13 protein-coding genes are annotated in these 17,443 nt (G+C 66.1%); 7 read left to right on the top strand and 6 right to left on the bottom strand.

The window, feature by feature from the left end:
• Positions 1-88: 88 nt before the first annotated feature.
• The 5 genes from KUV38_RS08435 to KUV38_RS08415 all read right to left on the bottom strand — a co-directional run bounded on the left by KUV38_RS08435 (position 89) and on the right by KUV38_RS08415 (position 6,908).
• Positions 89-2,431, bottom strand: coding sequence for a glycosyltransferase family 2 protein (locus KUV38_RS08435; RefSeq protein WP_222469612.1), 2,343 nt, complete (start codon positions 2,429-2,431; stop codon positions 89-91).
• Positions 2,432-2,633: 202 nt separating this feature from the next.
• A complete protein-coding gene (locus KUV38_RS08430; RefSeq protein WP_222469611.1) occupies positions 2,634-3,611 on the bottom strand; it encodes a hypothetical protein in 978 nt (325 codons plus the stop codon).
• Positions 3,608-4,618 (bottom strand): hypothetical protein, encoded by a 1,011-nt coding sequence (locus KUV38_RS08425; protein WP_222469610.1) that lies wholly within the window; start codon positions 4,616-4,618, stop codon positions 3,608-3,610. Before KUV38_RS08425 ends, KUV38_RS08430 begins: the two co-directional genes overlap by 4 nt.
• 164 nt (positions 4,619-4,782) lie before the next feature.
• Positions 4,783-5,814 carry a hypothetical protein gene (locus KUV38_RS08420; RefSeq protein WP_222469609.1) on the bottom strand — a complete coding sequence of 344 codons (1,032 nt, stop codon included), beginning with the start codon at positions 5,812-5,814 and terminating at the stop codon, positions 4,783-4,785.
• A 14-nt stretch (positions 5,815-5,828) separates the two neighbouring features.
• Positions 5,829-6,908 carry a PAAR domain-containing protein gene (locus KUV38_RS08415; protein WP_261385185.1) on the bottom strand — a complete coding sequence of 360 codons (1,080 nt, stop codon included), beginning with the start codon at positions 6,906-6,908 and terminating at the stop codon, positions 5,829-5,831.
• A gap of 332 nt (positions 6,909-7,240) precedes the next feature.
• Here KUV38_RS08415 and lon point away from each other — a divergent pair, with 332 nt between their 5' ends.
• The 7 genes from lon to KUV38_RS08380 all read left to right on the top strand — a co-directional run bounded on the left by lon (position 7,241) and on the right by KUV38_RS08380 (position 16,663).
• Positions 7,241-9,652 (top strand): endopeptidase La, encoded by a 2,412-nt coding sequence (gene lon, locus KUV38_RS08410; RefSeq protein ID WP_222469608.1) that lies wholly within the window; start codon positions 7,241-7,243, stop codon positions 9,650-9,652.
• A gap of 154 nt (positions 9,653-9,806) precedes the next feature.
• Positions 9,807-10,715, top strand: a complete 909-nt coding sequence (locus KUV38_RS08405) for an AAA family ATPase (RefSeq protein ID WP_222469607.1) — start codon at positions 9,807-9,809, stop codon at positions 10,713-10,715.
• Between the two features lie 68 nt (positions 10,716-10,783).
• Positions 10,784-11,224, top strand: coding sequence for a hypothetical protein (locus KUV38_RS08400; RefSeq protein WP_222469606.1), 441 nt, complete (start codon positions 10,784-10,786; stop codon positions 11,222-11,224).
• Positions 11,225-11,227: 3 nt separating this feature from the next.
• Positions 11,228-12,487, top strand: a complete 1,260-nt coding sequence (locus KUV38_RS08395) for a vWA domain-containing protein (protein ID WP_222469605.1) — start codon at positions 11,228-11,230, stop codon at positions 12,485-12,487.
• Positions 12,488-12,553: 66 nt separating this feature from the next.
• On the top strand, positions 12,554-14,551 hold the full coding sequence (locus KUV38_RS08390; protein WP_222469604.1) for an OmpA family protein: 1,998 nt from the start codon (positions 12,554-12,556) through the stop codon (positions 14,549-14,551).
• A gap of 148 nt (positions 14,552-14,699) precedes the next feature.
• Positions 14,700-15,677 carry an XdhC family protein gene (locus KUV38_RS08385; protein ID WP_410001025.1) on the top strand — a complete coding sequence of 326 codons (978 nt, stop codon included), beginning with the start codon at positions 14,700-14,702 and terminating at the stop codon, positions 15,675-15,677.
• Complete coding sequence (locus KUV38_RS08380; protein ID WP_222469603.1) at positions 15,674-16,663, top strand: molybdopterin-binding protein; 990 nt, start codon at positions 15,674-15,676, stop codon at positions 16,661-16,663. Before KUV38_RS08385 ends, KUV38_RS08380 begins: the two co-directional genes overlap by 4 nt.
• Before the next feature lie 89 nt (positions 16,664-16,752).
• Here the strand turns inward: KUV38_RS08380 and infC are convergent, their stop codons facing one another.
• Positions 16,753-17,298, bottom strand: a complete 546-nt coding sequence (gene infC, locus KUV38_RS08375) for a translation initiation factor IF-3 (RefSeq protein ID WP_222471015.1) — start codon at positions 17,296-17,298, stop codon at positions 16,753-16,755.
• Between the last annotated feature and the right edge of the window lie 145 nt (positions 17,299-17,443).

Genomic DNA, 17,443 nt, shown 5'->3' with positions numbered 1-17,443 from the left:
GGTGCGGAACGGCGTTTCGCTGCGCGGGTGGGGAAGGTGAGGCAAATAGGTGGCGGCCGGACTGATGAGGCCAGCGCAAACCCGGAGGTCAGAGCCAGCGTGACAGCAGGCGGCGGGCCCAGGGGCGAAGGCGAATGACGAGCTTGGGATCGCGCGGGGCGGGCCTGGGTGGGGCAGGGAGGGTGCCGGGGGCGGTGGCGGTGCCGCCTGTCATCAGGCCGGGGCTGGCGGTGCCGGCGTGGAGCAGGTCTGCGAGGCGTGCCGGGTCGATGGGTTTGGTGGGGTGCCAGCCATCACCCTCAAGTGCGGCGATCAATCCGGCAATGTCGGCACTATAGCCGCGCTCTGCGGCCCATGGCGCGCTGGTGGCGAGGAATTGCTCAAGCAGCGCAATGCGGTCGGCTGGGGGCAGAAGGCTTGCGCGGTCACGCGGGGCAGTGTTGAGGGCGAAGTAGCCGCGGATGATCTCGCGGCGGGTGTCACGGTCTGGGGTCAGCAGGTTCACGAGGCGGATCAGCTCGGTGCTCTCGCGGTCGGGTGAGGGGTAGCGCGGCAGGCCGGAGGGGGCGGGCAGGCCGCCCGGCAGGCCGGCGAGGTCGCAGAAGCCGCTCCAGAGCCGGCCTTCGGTTTTCAGCCGGTCGAAATCGGCCAGCTTGACTTGCACCCCGGCGGCGGCCTCCCAGGGCGAAAAGAGCGCAGGCCAGTCGGTGAGCGTGCTGGCGTGGTCGACGAGGAACTCGGCGATCGTGCGCGCCCCGCCGCGGCCACCGTCGGTGACCCATTCCTTGTAGAGCGCCTCGGCATAGGCATCGGCGCGGCGGCCGAAACCGACCAGTTCCACCTGCTTGAAGCCCGAAAGCCGGGCCATCAGCGCCGGGATCATCTCGGCGCGGGCGGCATCGGTGGGCAGGAGCATGTTCTCGCAGGAGATCAGAGTGGTGGCGCAGCCCGCGCCGATGATCTCGCGGTAGAGCGCCCTCCATGTGTTGTCGTCGCCAGCGCGGTGTGCGGCCAGCAGGCCCTGATGGCCGGGGAATCCGCCAGGGCGGGGGCGGGCGGCGTCTGGCTCGGCGAGGCCGGTTTCGGGCAGGAGCACGCCCGCCTCCGCCAGCGCCTCGCGGCGGCTGAGCAGGGCGTGCTGGAGAAAGGTGGTGCCGGTCTTGTGCAGACCGAGATGCAGCACCAAGCGGCCGGGCAAGGGCGGGCAGGGCATGGCGGGTTTCGCAGGCGTGGGCGCGCGGGCGGCCAGAAGGGCGGCGGCACCGGGCCAGTCGCCCTCGCGCATCATCCGGTGCAGCTCGAAGAAATCGAGCCGGGTGATCCGCCCGCGCCGGGTTTTCATGCCCACGCGGGAGGTTTTGACGACCATCGGATCGTCGAAGAAGCTATTGGCGAAGCTGTCCTCGCCCAGAAGGGCTTGCACGCGGGGGCCAAGGTCGGCGGTTTGCGCGTTATCCGGAGCTGCGGCCAGCATCGGGATCAGCTCCATGTCCCAGATCAGGCGGGAGACGCAGTTGAAGAGTTCGCGCTTTTCGAACCGGGGCGGGAGATGCCCGGCGGCGACCTCGGCGCGAATGACGGCGAGGCATTTCTCCAGCAGTTGCACCTGAAGGCGGAGGGTTTCTGGCGTGACCTTGGTCACGGAGATCGACCCGGCCCGTCGCCGCCAGACCCGTGTGGGCTGGCCGAGATAGGCGATCTTGCGGGCGCGGGTGGTGGTTTGGAGCACGAAGAGCCGATCTTCGAAGCGGGGCTGAGCCTCGTCGAAGCGCAGCGCGTTGTCTTCCAGAAATCGGCTGGCGTAGAGCGAGGACCACGACGAGACGATGAATTGCGCCTCCTCGGCGTCACGCAGGCCGTCGGTCACGCGGGGCTCCATGTGCAAGGCCTCGTCGCGGTGCAGGACCGAGAGACCGGGGCTGCCGGGGTCGGAGAGGTAGCAGGGGGCGTGGGTGATATCGGCACCGGTGCGGCGGGCGAGGTCCAACTGGGCGGATAGCCCGTCTGTTACGTAGTAGTCGTCGGAATCGAGGAAGGCGATGACATCGCCGTTGGCGGCGGCGAGGCCGGTGTTGCGGGCAGCAGAGAGGCCGCGGTTGGCCTCGTGGCGGAGCACGGTGACCGGGCTTTTGCCCTCGGGCGCGGGCCAGCCGGTGGCGGCGAGCTCGGCCACCTCGTCGCGGCTGAAGCGCTCGGGGTTGTCATTGACCACGATCACTTCCACCCCTTCGATCCGTTGGGCCCGGATGGAGCGCAGGGCGGCGGCGAGGAAGGCGGTTTCGTCGTAGAACGGCAAGATGACTGTGAGCGCGCAGCCCTGCGGTTTGAGGCTCTTGCGGATGTGCGACGAGAGGGCGTCGGGGGTGGTGCCGCGACGCGGGGCGTTCATGGCAACGTCAGAGGCTTTCTTGATCGAGGGAACGGTCGTCATCCGTGTCATCGATGACGGCAATGGAGAAGACGAGCCCCAGAAGGGTGAGCACAAGAATAGTGCTGATACCGTATTCCACTGCCTGCCTGCCCCACCGAGAGAGTCACTCTATTTTGAATAATATTAGACAAATCTGTGGCTTGCCGCAAGGCCGGGGCCGGCGCGGAGCGGGTATTTTAGGCGGCTTCTCCGGCGCGTTGTTTCAGGCTTTGGCCGGGCGGAAACAGGCGGCGGTGAAGGTGCCATCGGGCTGGCCAGAGATTTGCGCGGCTGCGTGGGCCCAATAGTCGGTGCTGCGGTCTTCCATCGGGTCGGCGCAGAGGGTGGAAAGCGTGTGCGGCTCGCGGGTGTGGACCTCGACCAGCGTGCTGGTCTGGCCCTTGGGCGTGAGCGTGACGGTTTCGCCATGCGTACTATCCGCGCTGTCCAGATCTGCGCGGGTGAGCGCGGACATTACAGTGAACTGCCTGCCGGGGATTTCGGCGGTGTAGCGTAGCCAGAGCGGGTAGCTGGCCTTGCGGCGGCGCACTTCGACCTTCAGCAGGCTGTCATCGCCGGGGGTTATCTCGGCGATCTCGGCCCAGCCCTTGTCCCAATGCGGACGACCCGGGTGCGCGCGCAGGTGGCGGTAGGCCTCATCGGGTGGGAGCGGCAGTGAGAACCGGGCGCGGTGGTGTCGGGTCAGCGCGGGCAAAGGGCGGAAGGCGAGGCCGGACTTTATCAGTGTGAAGTTCAGCGCCCAACTGCCCATCAGAAGGTAGAAGGCCCAGTTTGGCATGGCCTCCATAATGCCGGGCGCGTGGGTTTTGAGCACCGCGCCGATGAAGACGAGTGTGGCGATCCACTCGGGCAGAGCGCGGAACGGCAGGACGAAAAGCATCGTCACCGCCCAGATGGCGGCATAGGCGAGGCTGGCGATCAGGGTGAAGATGAGCCAGACGAGGGCGGGTTGAACCAGCGACGACCGGGCCGAGAAGCCATCGGCCACGAAAGAGAGTATGCCGAGCAGCACATGGAAGGGGTCGCTCAGCACCAGCCCGGTGAGCAGGGCGAGGAAGATCGCGTAGAACAGGCGGCCCCGGCTGTGGCGCAGGCGGATCAGACGTGCGGCAAGCCGGGTGGGCAGGCCATGAGGGTGCCCGGCCGACGCCGGGGCGGCGACGGGGGCAGCCTCGTTCACTCGCCGACCGCCTTTCTCACCGCCTCCAGTGTGAGGTGATCTTCGGGCAGTTTGGCGAGGTTCTTCATGTTGCGCGGAGTGCCGCGCAACTTGGCGGCGGCCCCCGAGGCGGCTGTGCCGCGGGCATCGGGCTGAAGCTCTTCAAGGCTGGCGGCCTGCTGCCCCGGGGCGGGGAGGGCGGCGGCCGCTTCGGCATCGCGCTCGGCCGGTTCGGGCGGGTTGAGGGTGAGGAAGTGCGCCTGAAGGTGACGCAACTCTCCGCCCAGAACATCATCGAACCAGCGTTCGATTACCTCGCCGGCCAGCATGCCCTCGCGGGTTTCATGCAGGTCGACATGGGTGCTGTCGGGGTCCATCTCGGTGATCTTCACGGTCAGGATGCCAGAGGACATGACGTGCGCCGCATCCTCGCCCTCGATGTGAATGCGGGCCACGCCGGAACTGTCGCGCTCCAGCAGGGTCAGCGTGGCCTCTTCGGCCAGCTCGCCGCAGGCCATGAGGGCGCAGTAGAAGGTGTTGCGCTCCGGGTCGTCGGGGCAGGCCTCGAGGTCGATCAGACGCTCCGACACCAGCCGGTCCCCAGCGCCGGGCACGAGGGCAGACCAGATCTCGGCCCCGTCGGCGCGGACATGGCCGGAGGCGGCGGTAGCGAAGTTGAGCTTGAGGGGGATCTTGTCGGCCCAGGCTTCGTGCAGGGCCATGACCAGACCGGCGGAGATGAGGATGGCGAGCGGCAGGCCGATCAGCCCGTCATACCGGGTGAGGGCGCCGAGGACACCGCCCAGCAGCACGCCGGTGCCGATGCATTCGAGCCAGCCGCGCTTCGCGGGGACGTAGGCCAGCACGGCGGCGGCGATGCCCGCCATGACGAAGGGGGCGAAGAGGAAGGAGATGGCCTTGGTGTACCAGCGCAACCCGGGGAGCAGGCCGATCAGCAGCAGGCCGATGGCCATCGTGGCTGCAAAATAGGCGATCCGGCGGCGTTGGGCCGAGAGGACAGAGAGCATTGATATAACCCGCACGTATTTCGTTGCCCCGAGACTCGCCGGGAATTGCGGCGAAGACACGGCGGGAGCTGTGGGATTTGGTGGTGAAAAGGCGCGTAGGCGGAAACAATCGCATCGCGCACGGGGCATTGGACGGCAGGAATAGGTCGGAATGGGGCGGAGGCTTACCCGGCGGGGCGCAGGCTCTGCAGCATGACCTGAAAGGCGCGGCGGTTGACGGCCATCGCGTCGCGGTTGCTCTGCTCGGAGGGGCTGAGGAGCGCGAGGCAGGCGGAGACCTCGGGCGTTTCGGCGCGGGCTGTCATCACGATCATCTCGACCTCGCCGCCGCGCAGGGCGCGGTCAGACCGGGCGAGGATGTTCATGAAGGCGCTGGGCACGAGTAGGGTGCTTTCATCCGGCTCGGGGATCTTGACTCCGTTGGCCTCCAGCGTGCCGAGCAGCACCTCCTCGAGCATTTCGGAGTTGTCGCAGCCCGGCATTGTGGAGAGCATGAGGGTGCCGAAGCCGTTGTTGTCCCACGTGATTGCGGCACCGTCGGGCGGGGCCTTTTGCTGCGCGGTCATCTGCCAGCTTTCGGGGGCGAGCAGGGTGAGCGGCAGGGCGCCTTCGGTGGTGACATCGTCGAAGGGTTCGGCGAAGCGGTCGCGGGTGGGGTGGGCCAGTTCGAAGCTGGAGGCGGCGACGAGGAAGGCGTTTTGCATCAGCGTGATGAGGTTTTCATCGTCGCGCCGGGCCTTGGCCTCGATCAGGAAGAGGCGGTTGCCGTCCTTGATGGTCAGCGAGCGGCGGGTGCCGGGTACGGATTTGTCGAGCCGGTGGGTGAGCACATCGGCGAGCACGCCATAGTCGGTATCGAAGTTCTTGGCGTCGATGATGCCGTGTTCGGTGAAGTCGAGCCATTGGTCGAGCCAGTCAACCGGGTTGATCTCACGCGTCAGCACCGTGGCCCATATGCGGATCTCGACATCGCGGGTGTGCTCGGGGCTCGCGTGGAACAGCAACTCGGGCTGCGTCCCGGCCTGCGGCACGGCATCGGGATAGAATGACACCCACCAACCACGGGGCAGCTTGAGCGTGAAATCGAAGAGCGGCCCGGCGTTGGAGTGGCTGCGGGCTGCGCCGAGCGTGTCCGAGAGCTGCTCGGCCGAGAAGGTCGGGGCCTCGAGGAGCTTGGGGGAGGGGGCTTGCGACACGGGGGCGGTTCCGATCAGAGTTTGCGGCCTTCGCGGCTGGTGTAGGGCGGCCCGTAGCTGAAATCGAGCCCGCCTTCGACCCCCGCGCCGGCGTGGACCTCGCCGACACCGCCCATGTGGTTGCGCCCGGTGGTCTTGTCTTGCACGCCCCAGCCGCCGAGTTCGCCGCCGCCAGAGAAGGCACCGCCGCCCGCCTTGCCGCGCAGGCTGGTTGTGTTGCCGTACTGATCGGGCGGGGAGTTCAACTCGCCGAAGACCTCTGCGGCCGCGCCCTCGGCAGAGGCTTTGCCGCGCAGTTGCAGACCGGTGACATCGCCGCCTTCGCCAACCGCGACGTCGCCTGCAGCCTCTGCTTGGGCAATCGCGCCGCCTGCGCCAATTTCGAGGTAGGGGTTGTTGGGATCTCCGGCAAAGACCGAGCCCTTGCCGCCCAGACCGACGAACTTGGCCTGGCCGTGGGCATCGGCGCCGTGGACGAGCCCGCCGGAGAGGCCGAGATCGACCGCCCAGTACTGCAGCTGCCCGGCGCCGCCGACTTGGCCGACGACAGGCAGGTTGACTGTGCCGACGCCGTTCAGCTCGAAGAGGCGGAACTCGACCTTGCCGGTGAAGGAGCCCAGCCAGCCTTCGCTCTTGGCGCCCGGTGTCCATTTGATAGCGAGGAACTTGCACCAGTCGTTGTTGATCAGGCCCGCGTCGAAGCCTTGGGTCACGCCGTCCCACACCGTGTGGGCGAAGTCGATGACCAGCTGGAGCATGAAGGCACCGAAGCCGGCGGCGAGGTCGGGGATGGAGATGCCGACCATGCCGATGAGCACGGTGGGCAGGCCGGTGGTGATGACTCCGCCCTTCACGGTGAGGTCGGTCATGCGAGAGGCGGGCAGGCCCTGCACCAGCACGGTGGGCGAGCCGGTCAGGATCACATCGCCGGGGCCAAAGGGGGGCGGGGGGATGCACACGCAGATGTCGGTCATGCGGGCCTGGGGCAGGTTGCCGACCAGAACTGTGAGCCCGGCAGGGGGAAGAATGGGGCCGGAAGGGCACATCGCGCAGGAATGGATGTCGGTCACGCGGGCCGCGGGCATGTTCATCATGGCAAAGGCTCGAACAAATTTTTGATCAATATAGGCACACTATGTGAAGGCCCGCCCCCTCGATCAATGACAAATCCGGTCATTCCAATGGATTGGGCGAAATATGTGCTGAAAACAGGCAATTCGGACCGATTTTACGGGTAAAATACGGGACGATCCGCGCTTGTGCCTGCTGGCCGCGGGAGGCAGGATGGAGGGGCTGGAACGGGTGCGCTTGAATTGCGGGCAGAAGGCCCCAATTGATGAAGCATACCGGAGGGGGCCGTGGCTGCCGCGATACGCCTGGAAACGGGCTGGGGCCGGTGCCTCCTTGCCAATAACAAGGAACTGACATGCACGAGCAATTGAGCCAATCCTACCCTGTGCTGCCGCTGCGCGACATCGTGGTGTTTCCGCACATGATCGTCCCGCTCTTCGTGGGCCGGGAGAAGTCCGTGCGGGCGCTGGAAGAGGTGATGGGGGATGACAAGCAGATCCTGCTGGCCTCCCAGATCGACCCCAGCGTGGACGAACCTACCACCGATGGCATCTACAAGGCCGGGGTGCTGGCGAACGTTCTGCAACTGCTGAAGCTGCCCGATGGCACCGTGAAGGTGCTGGTCGAGGGCCGCAAGCGGGTGCGGATCGAGGAATATCTGGAAAACGACGAATACTTCGAGGCCTCCGCTGCCCTGCTCACCGAGATGCCGGGCGATGAAGAGACCGTGCGCGCGCTCACCGGCTCCGTGGCCGAGGAGTTCGAGCGCTATGCGAAGGTGAAGAAGAACATCCCCGAGGAGGCACTGGCCGCCGTGGCCGAGGCCGAGGCGGCTGACAAGCTGGCCGACCTCGTGAGCGGCCATCTTGGTGTGGAGGTGGACCAGAAGCAGGAGCTGCTGGAGACCCTCAACGTGGCCGAGCGTCTGGAGAAGGTCTATGGCCTGATGCAGGGCGAGATGAGCGTTCTGCAGGTCGAGAAGAAGATCAAGACCCGGGTGAAGAGCCAGATGGAGCGCACCCAGCGCGAGTACTATCTGAATGAGCAGATGAAGGCCATTCAGAAGGAGCTGGGCGACGGCGAGGAAGGCCAGAACGAGGTGGTCGAGCTGGAGGCGAAGGTCGCCGAGACCAAGCTGAGCAAGGAAGCCCGCGAAAAGGCCGACGCCGAGATCAAGAAGCTCAAGAACATGAGCCCGATGAGCGCCGAGGCGACCGTGGTGCGCAACTACCTCGACTGGATGCTGAGCATTCCGTGGGGTGTGAAGAGCCGCGTGAAGAAAGACCTTGGCCGCGCCGAGAAGATCCTCGACGAGGATCACTACGGGCTGGAGAAGGTAAAGGAGCGGATCGTCGAATACCTCGCCGTTCAGCAGCGTTCGAAGAAGCTGAAGGGGCCGATCCTCTGCCTCGTCGGCCCTCCTGGCGTGGGTAAAACGTCGCTCGGCAAGTCTGTGGCGAAGGCCACGGGGCGTGAGTTCATCCGCATCAGCCTCGGTGGCGTGCGCGACGAGAGCGAGATCCGCGGCCACCGCCGGACCTACATTGGCTCGATGCCCGGCAAGATCATTCAGGCGCTGAAGAAGGCAAAGACCACCAACCCGCTCATCCTTCTCGACGAGATCGACAAGATGGGGCAGGACTTCCGCGGTGATCCGGCGTCGGCCATGCTCGAAGTGCTCGACCCGGAGCAGAATGGCACCTTCGTGGACCACTATCTTGAGGTGGAATACGACCTCAGCAACGTGATGTTCCTGACCACGGCGAACTCCTACAACATGCCGGGGCCGCTGCTGGACCGGATGGAGATCATCAGCCTTGCCGGCTACACCGAAGACGAGAAGCGCGAGATCGCCAAGCAGCACCTGATCGAGAAGCAGAAGAAGAACCACGGGCTGAAGAAGGCCGAGTTCTCGCTCGATGATGAGGCGCTGACCGAGATCATCCGCCGCTACACCCGCGAGGCGGGCGTGCGGAACCTCGAGCGCGAGCTGGCCAAGCTGGCGCGCAAGGCCGTGACCCGGATCGTCCGGAAGAAGGACGAGAAGGTGGAGATCGGCATCGAGGATCTCGAGGATTATCTCGGCGTCAAGCGGCACCGGTATGGTCTGGCCGAGATGGAAGACCAGATCGGCGTGGTGACGGGCCTTGCCTGGACCTCTGTTGGGGGTGACCTGCTCTCGATCGAAGCCCTCAAACTGCCCGGCAAGGGCCGGATGAAGACCACCGGTAAGCTGGGCGACGTGATGAAGGAGAGCATCGAAGCCGCATCGAGCTACGTGCGCTCGATCAGCCCGCAGATCGGGGTGAAGCCGCCGCAGTTCGAGCGGTGGGACATTCACGTGCACGTTCCGGATGGGGCGACCCCGAAGGACGGACCGAGCGCGGGCCTCGCGATGGTGACCGCCATCGTCTCGGTGCTGACCCAGATCCCGGTGCGTAGGGACATCGCCATGACCGGCGAGGTCACCCTGCGGGGCAACGCCACCGCCATCGGCGGGTTGAAGGAGAAGCTCCTTGCGGCGCTCCGGGGCGGCATCAAGACGGTGCTGATTCCGGAAGAGAACGAGAAGGACCTGCGCGACATCCCCGACAACGTGAAGGAGGGGCTGGAGATCATCCCCGTGACCCACGTGCGCGACGTGCTGAAGCATGCGCTGGTGCGTGAGCCGGAAGCGATTGAGTGGGATGAGGCCGCCGAAGAGGCCGCCGCCGCCGCAGCTGCCGCCGCCAAGGGTGGCGAAGGCGGGAGTGCCGTGGCGCACTGAGCCGTCAGGCCGTTGAGAACAAGGGGCGCGCTCTGCCGGGCGCGCCCTTTTTGTTGCGGGAACCGGGCCAGGCCGCGACACCGTGGTGCTTTGGTCGCCCTTGCAACTGGGCATGGGCCATGCAGCATGGGCCCGCAGAGGAGGACCGGGCCGGATGACATCACTCAATTCGATCGACGAGGTGCAGCAGGCACTGGCGGCGCAGGATTATGTCTGCGGGCGGGCGCTGGCGACGGTGGTGTTTTTGAGCCTCAAACTTGGGCGGCCGCTGTTCCTTGAAGGCGAGGCGGGCGTTGGCAAGACCGAGATCGCCAAGGCGATTGCCGCCGCGCTGGGCCGCCGTTTGATCCGGCTGCAATGCTACGAGGGGCTGGATGCCTCGAGCGCAGTTTACGAGTGGAACTTCGCGGAGCAGATGATCGCCATCCGCACGGCGGAGGCCAGTGGCGGGGCGGATCGGGATGCTCTGAAGAGCGAGCTCTTCACCGAGGATTACCTGATCGCGCGGCCCCTGCTAGAGGCGATGCGCCCCCAGCCGGGCGGGGCGCCGGTGCTGCTGATCGACGAGCTGGACCGGACCGACGAACCATTCGAGGCGTTCCTGCTGGAGGCGCTCAGCGATTTTCAGGTGACGATCCCCGAGCTGGGCACCATTGCCGCGCCGGAGCCGCCCATCGTGATCCTGACCTCCAACCGGACGCGGGAGGTGCATGACGCGCTGAAGCGCAGGTGCCTGTACCACTGGGTCGATTACCCCAGCTTTGACCGCGAGTTGGAAATCCTGCATGCGAGAGCGCCGGAGGCGGCGGAGGCCTTGAGCCGTGAGATCGTGGCCTTCGTGCAGAAGCTTCGGACGGAAGACCTGTTCAAGAAGCCGGGTGTGGCCGAGACAATCGACTGGGCGAAGTGCCTGCTGGCACTGGATGTTTTGACGATCAGCCCCGAGACCATTGCCGACACCATCGGCGCCATCCTGAAGTATCAGGACGATATCGCCCGCCTTCAGGGCGGCGAGGCCTCGCGTATCCTCGACGAGGTGCGGGCAGAGCTTGCCCCTGCCTGAGCAGTGTGAAACTTCTTTGTCATCTGCCGCCTGTATCGAGGCAGGGAAGTCATTGAAAGGATTGTGAGATGGGTTTGGAGAACGACGCGCTGGGCAAGGGGGTCGGCGGGGCTGTCGACATGTTTGCCAGCTTCATGCAGGGGCAGGTCAACCGGGCCGTCATGCATCAGGCGCGGCAGCAGTGGTATGAGTATCACCGCGACCGGGTGCTGGAGACGCTGCGCAATCCGCCGACCGAATCCCGCGACCAGTGCCTTGTGCCGGGGGCCATTACCGGCGTGCTGCTGGTGATCGGCGTCGAGGAGCCGCGCACGGTGGACCTTGGGCTGGAGCCGCGCTGGCGGCGCTTTCTGGCGCTGGGCGTGGCCGGATACGGCAATGACCCGGTGCGGGTGAAGGAGGAATACCTGCGCCAGCCCCGGATTGAGGCGATCCCCGAGAACAACCGCTCGCTGATGCGTGTGAACTACTATGTCTGGATGGATTATGCCCAGGCACTGAGCTGGTAAGCGGTGGAAGGGCTCGCGCCGCTTGAAATCCCCGAGCACCCGCGCCTGGTGGAGAATATCACCTGGTTTGCGCGGGCGCTTCGTAAGGCCGGGTTGCCGATTGGCCCCGGCCGGGTGATCGATGCGGTGCGGGCCGTCGAGGCGGCGGGGTTCACCAGCCGTGCGGATTTTTACCACGCGCTTCAGGCCTGCTTTGTCAGCCGGCCTGAGCAGCGCGCGGTTTTTGCGCAGATCTTCCGGCTCTACTGGCGCGATCCGCGTTACATGGAGCACATGATGAGCCTGATGCTCCCCTCGGTGCGCGGGGTGCAGGAGGAGAAGGCGGCGCAGGCGGCCGAGAAGCGCGCGGCAGAGGCGCTGCTGGACGGGGTGGAGCGCGAGGCGCCCGAGATCCCCGAGAGCGACGAAGAGCAGAAGATCGAGATTGATGCCTCGGCCACGGCTTCTGGCGAGGAGCGGCTGAAGACGCTGGACTTCGAACAGATGAGCACGGCGGAGGTGGCCGAGGCCAAGCGGGTGATTGCCCGGATCGAGCTGCCCGTGCGCCCGCTGGTGAGCCGCCGTACGCGGGCGGATGCGCAGGGGCGTGTGGCGGACTGGCGGGCGACCATGCGCGCCGCGCTCCGGCGGGGCGGCGAGGTGCATGAGTTTGCCACGAAGAACCGGGTGCAGCGCTGGCCGGATCTCGTGGCGCTTTGCGATATCTCAGGTTCCATGAGCCAATACAGCCGGCTCGTTTTGCATTTTCTTCACGCTGCAGCCAACGCCAAGGGTGCGGGGTGGGCGCGGGTGCATGGGTTCACCTTTGGCACTCGGCTCACCAACATCACCCGGCATCTGGCGACGCGCGATGTGGATGCTGCCCTCGCCGCTGCGGGGGCTGAGGCGCAGGATTGGGAGGGCGGCACCCGGATTGGCGCTTGCCTGCATGAGTTCAACCGAGACTGGTCGCGCCGGGTGCTGAGCCGGGGTGCGGTGGTGCTGCTGATCACTGACGGGCTGGACCGGGGCGCGCCGGAGGATCTGGCCCGCGAGATGGAAAGGCTTGGCCTTTCGGCCCGGCGGCTCATCTGGGTGAACCCCCTGCTGCGCTGGGATGGCTTTGCCCCGAAAGCTGCGGGGATCGCGGCGATGCTGCCGCATGTCAGCAGCTTTCGTGCAGGCCACAACATCGCCTCGTTGGAGGCGCTGGCAAAGGCGCTTTCGCGCGAGGATGGCGGCGGTGAAAAAGCGCGGCTGATGCAGATGCTGCAGCACGGCTAGGCGGAACCCTTGGGGCAGGGGCCGCGTTGTGGCCCCAACGATAACCCCATTGGAGGAGCAGTCGACATGTATGCGAAGTTCCGCAACACAACGGCCCTCGTCGCCGCAATTTCCCTTTCTATTCCGGCCGTTGCGCCGGCGCAGCAGGTTGTTGACCGCTGCGAGGCAGGCACCATCGGCATCTCTGCCGAGGTGGCCGACGAGCTTGGCCTGACCCTCACCGACGAGCAGCAGGCAGCGCTCGACGGTGGCGCATCGAGCGATGCCGTAATCGTGAGCAATTTCGACCCTGCCGCCCCTGAGCTCTGCATGACCGTTGCCGAGCTGGAAGAGATGGGCGTGACGGAAGCCGAGGTAGTCATGGCCGTAGAGGCCGCGCCGACCGCCGAAGAACTGGGCGGCGAGGCTGCTGCTGCGGCAGAGGTGGAAACCGAAGAGAAAGGCGTGCTTGAGAAGGCGCTTGATGCCGTGACCGGTGATGATACCGCCGAAGAGCCCGCCGAAGCCGAAGTGGCTGCCGAGCCGGAGGCCGAGGTCGAAGCTGAGGTGACGGCTGAGGCTGAGCCGGAAGTGGAGGCTGAAGCTGAAGCGACCGCCGAAGCCGAAGTCGAGCCGGAAACTGAAGCGACCGCTGAGGCCGAATTCGAGCCGGAAGCCGAAGTGACCGCAGAGGTCGAAGCAGAGGCTGAGGTTGAAGCCGAAGCTGAGGTAGAAGCAGAGGCTACCGCAGAAGGCGACGACAGCGGCAGCGCGCTTCAGGAATCCCTCAACGAGGTGACGGGCAATGATGTTGCCACGCCCGAAGAGGCAGAGGAAGCCGCCGCAGAAGCCGAAGCCGAGACTGCGCCGGAGGCAGAGATGACTGCCGAAGCGGAGGCAGAAGCCGAGGCCGATGCTGAAGCCAACCCGGCTGTGCCGGATGTTGTGGCCGAGATCGCGAAGGCGATTGAAGCCCAATCCGCCGAAGAAGCCGACCCTGAAGAGCAAGCGGCAGCGGCTGAGACCGAGGCGCCTGAAGCCTCTGCCGCGACGGATGAGACCGCCGAAGCTGCCGATGTGGAAGAGACCACGGTGACCGAAGAGAGCGCACGCTCCAGCTCGGAAGAGTTCCTCGACAAAGTGACGGGCACGAAGGCCGATACCTCCGCTTCTGCCAGCGCCAGCAATGACGATGATGGCGGGCTGAGCGACCTCGAGAAGGCTCTTCTCGTGGGGCTGGGAGCCGTTGTTGTCGGTAAAGCTCTTGAAGGCAATGGCGATGCGCAGGTCGTGACCAAGTCCGACGACCGTGTGGTTGTGCTGGAAGATGGCCGCTACCGTGTGATCCGCGACGATAACGAGCTGATCGAACGCCCGGGCTCCACGGTGCGCCGCGAGACCTTCCAGGACGGCTCGACCCGCACGATTGTGACGCGTGAGAACGGCGTGCAGATCATCACCATTCGTGACCCCGAGTTGCGCGTTCTGCGCCGTATCCGTGTGGATGCCGAGGGCAACCGCACTGTCTTGATCGACGATACCGCCGATGTCGAACCCGTCGACGTGGCCGCGCTGCCTGATCCGGTAGCCGAAGCCGAAGTGGACGCGGGCACCGATGCAGAGACCCTGCGGGCCGTGCTTTCGACCAAGAGCGCTGCCGACCGCCGCTTTGCGCTCTACCAGGTGCGTAACATCGAGCGGGTCCGTAAGCTGGCCCCGGCGATTGACCTCGATGCGATCAACTTCCGCACCGGGTCTGCCGTGATCGACCCGCAGGAGGCGGAGGAGCTGAGCGAGCTCGGTAACCTCATCGCCGCCTACGTGGAAGAGAACCCCGGTGAGGTGTTCCTCGTAGAAGGGCACACCGATGCGGTGGGCAATGCGGCCTTCAACCTTGCTCTGTCCGACCGCCGCGCCGAGAGCGTGGCGTTGGCACTGACCGAGTACTTCGACGTGCCGCCGGAGAACCTCGTGGTGCAAGGCTATGGTGAAAGCGACCTCAAGGTGAAGACGCTGGATGACGAACGCGCCAACCGCCGTGCTGCTGTGCGCCGGATCACCCCGCTGATCGCGAGCGGGTCGTAACCCCCTTATTTCGTGACCCTTCGGTTAACGAGTGGAGAGGCGGGCCCTGCGGGGTCCGTCTCTTTGTTTTAACGGGGGCAAGGATGCGACCAAGGTGGGCGAGACATTTGCTATCGGCGTGCTAGGTTCTGCCGGCGAGGAGGGCCGCATGATGGCTGAGATTTCCGACAATATCCCCGGCGTGGCGCTGGCTTGGCATCAGGCTGGCAAGGGGGCGGTACTGGCAACGGTGGTCGAAACGTGGGGCTCAGCACCGAGGCCTGTGGGCGCGCATCTGGCGATTTCCGGGGCCGGGGAACTTGAGGGCTCGGTCTCGGGTGGTTGCGTCGAGGGCGCGGTGGTGGCCGAGGCGTTCGAGGCCTTGGAGACCGGGCAGAGCAAGCTGCTGACCTATGGCGTGAGCGATGACGAGGCGTTCCACGTGGGGCTCGCCTGCGGGGGCACGATCCGCGTGATGGTGCAGCCGGTGGGCGCGGGCATGAGCGAGGCGGCACTGGCTGAGGTGGTTGGGGCGATCGAAGCCCGGCGCCCGGTGGCCTACGTGGTGGATACCGAAAGTTGGGGCGCGCGGGTGCAGGGGCCGGAAGGCCTGGAAGAGCGGTTCCGCGCGGATCGTTCCGGGTTCGAGGAAGACGGCAAGACCTTTGTGGGCATTCACAACCCGCCGCTGCGGATGGCGGTCGTGGGGGCGGTGCATATTGCCCAGTTCCTCGTGCCGATGGCGCACATGGCGGGCTATGACCCTTTCATCGTGGACCCGCGCGAAGCCTTTGCGACGCCCGAGCGATTCCCGGAGACCACGATCAGCCATGACTGGCCCGATGAGGCGCTGGCCGCCTGGGGGCTCGATGCCCGCACGGCGGTGGTGACGCTGACCCATGATCCAAAGATCGACGACCCCGCGATTGCGGCGGCACTTGCCTCCGATTGCTTTTACCTCGGGTGCCTTGGCTCGACCCGGACCCACGGCAAACGGGTGGATCGGCTGAAGGCGGCGGGAGCATCCGAGGCGGATATCGCCCGTATCCACGCGCCGGTGGGTCTGAATATTGGCGCGAAGAGCCCGGCGGAGATTGCCGTTTCGGTGCTGGCGCAGGTGACCGAGGTGCTGCGGGGCCGCAAGTGAAGTTTGGGCCAGTTCCTGTTGGCGAGGCCGAGGGCGCGGTGCTGGCGCATTCGGTGCGCGCGGGCGGGCGAATGCTGAAGAAGGGCGCCGTGCTGGGCGCGGAGGCTGTCGCGGCGCTGGCTGCAGACGGGCTTGCTGAGGTGATCGTGGCGCGGCTGGAGCCCGGCGATGTGGCCGAGGATGAGGCGGCGGAGGCGCTGGCGCGGGCTGTGAAGGGCAGCGGGTTGAAGCTGACGGCGGCGCATACCGGGCGGGTGAATTTCAAGGCGAAGGGGCCGGGGGTGCTTGTGGTGGATGCCGCGAAGGTGCGGGCCATCAACGCAGTGGACCCGGGGCTGACGCTGGCGACGCTTGCGCCCTACACGCGGGTCACGCCGGGGCTGCTGGCGGGGACGGTCAAGGTGATCCCCTATGCTGTGCCGGGGGCGGCGCTGGAGGCGGCGGTGGCTGCGGCAGAGGGTGCGATGCGGCTGGCGCCGGTTGTGCTGGAGCGGGCCGTGGTGGTGCTGACGGAGGTGCCGGGGCAGAAGCCTTCGATCACCGAGAAGGGCCGCGCGGCAGTTGAGGGGCGGCTGAAGGCTTTGGGAATCGCGGTTGCTGCAGTGGAGGTGGTGCCGCATGAGACCGGCGCGGTGGCTGCGGCGCTCCGCGCGGCGGAGGCGGACCTTGCGTTGATCCTGACCGGCTCGGCCACATCGGACGCGCATGACGTGGCCCCGCAGGCGCTACGGGAGGCCGGGGGCACGGTGGAGCGCTTCGGGATGCCGGTGGACCCGGGGAACCTGCTGTTTCTGGGTGCTCTGGGCGAGATGCCGGTGATCGGCTTGCCGGGTTGCGCCCGCTCGCCTGCGCTCAACGGGGCGGATTGGGTGCTGGAGCGGGTGGCCTGCGGCTTGCCGCCGGGGCCGGAGGAGTTTGCCGAGATGGGTGTCGGAGGTTTGCTGAAGGAGATCCCGATCAGGCCGCAGCCTCGGGAGGGGCGTTAGGGCGCGCGCTAAGAATGCGCACAGCGAATAGGTCACCCATGAAAAAGGGCGGCACCGGGCCGCCCTGATCGCATCTCTGAGGGTCTGCCTTACTTGGGCAGCGGATTGATCATCATCACCATCTGACGGCCTTCCATCTTGGGCATCGACTCGATCTTGCCGATTTCCTTGATGTCATCCGCTACCCGCTCAAGCAGAGCCCGGCCAACATCTTGGTGCGCCATCTCCCGGCCCCGGAAGCGCAGGGTGATCTTCACTTTGTCGCCGTTCTCGAGGAACTTGAACACGTTGCGCATTTTGACGTCGTAGTCATGCGTGTCGGTGTTGGGGCGGAACTTGATTTCCTTGATCTCGATGATCTTTTGCTTCTTCCGCGCCTCGGCTTCCTTCTTCTGGGTCTCGTACTTGTACTTGCCGAAATCCATGATCTTGCAAACGGGCGGGGTCGCGTTGGGCGAGATCTCGACGAGGTCGAGACCGACCTGTTCGGCGAGCTCCATCGCGCGCTGGGGCGTGACCACGCCCACGTTCTGTCCTTCGTGTCCGATGAGCCGGATTTCGGAGGCCGTGATGCGATCGTTCACGCGGGGGCCTGTGTCACGCACCGGCGGGGCGTTGTGGGGTCTGCGGGCTATGGGATATCTCCTGTGGAAGCCTTGGGTTGAATGGGCGGCAAAATAGACGGCGCATGGACGCGGTTCAAGCGGATTGCGGGGCAAGGGCACAGCGAAACGCATCTGCGCGGGTTTCGGCGGAGCGGCGCGGGTTATGCCGCACTGC

Source organism: Vannielia litorea (genome assembly GCF_019801175.1).
Taxonomy (GTDB): domain Bacteria; phylum Pseudomonadota; class Alphaproteobacteria; order Rhodobacterales; family Rhodobacteraceae; genus Vannielia; species Vannielia litorea_B.
Note: the sequence above shows the minus strand (reverse complement) of the source record. Positions and strands in the feature narration are given on the sequence as shown.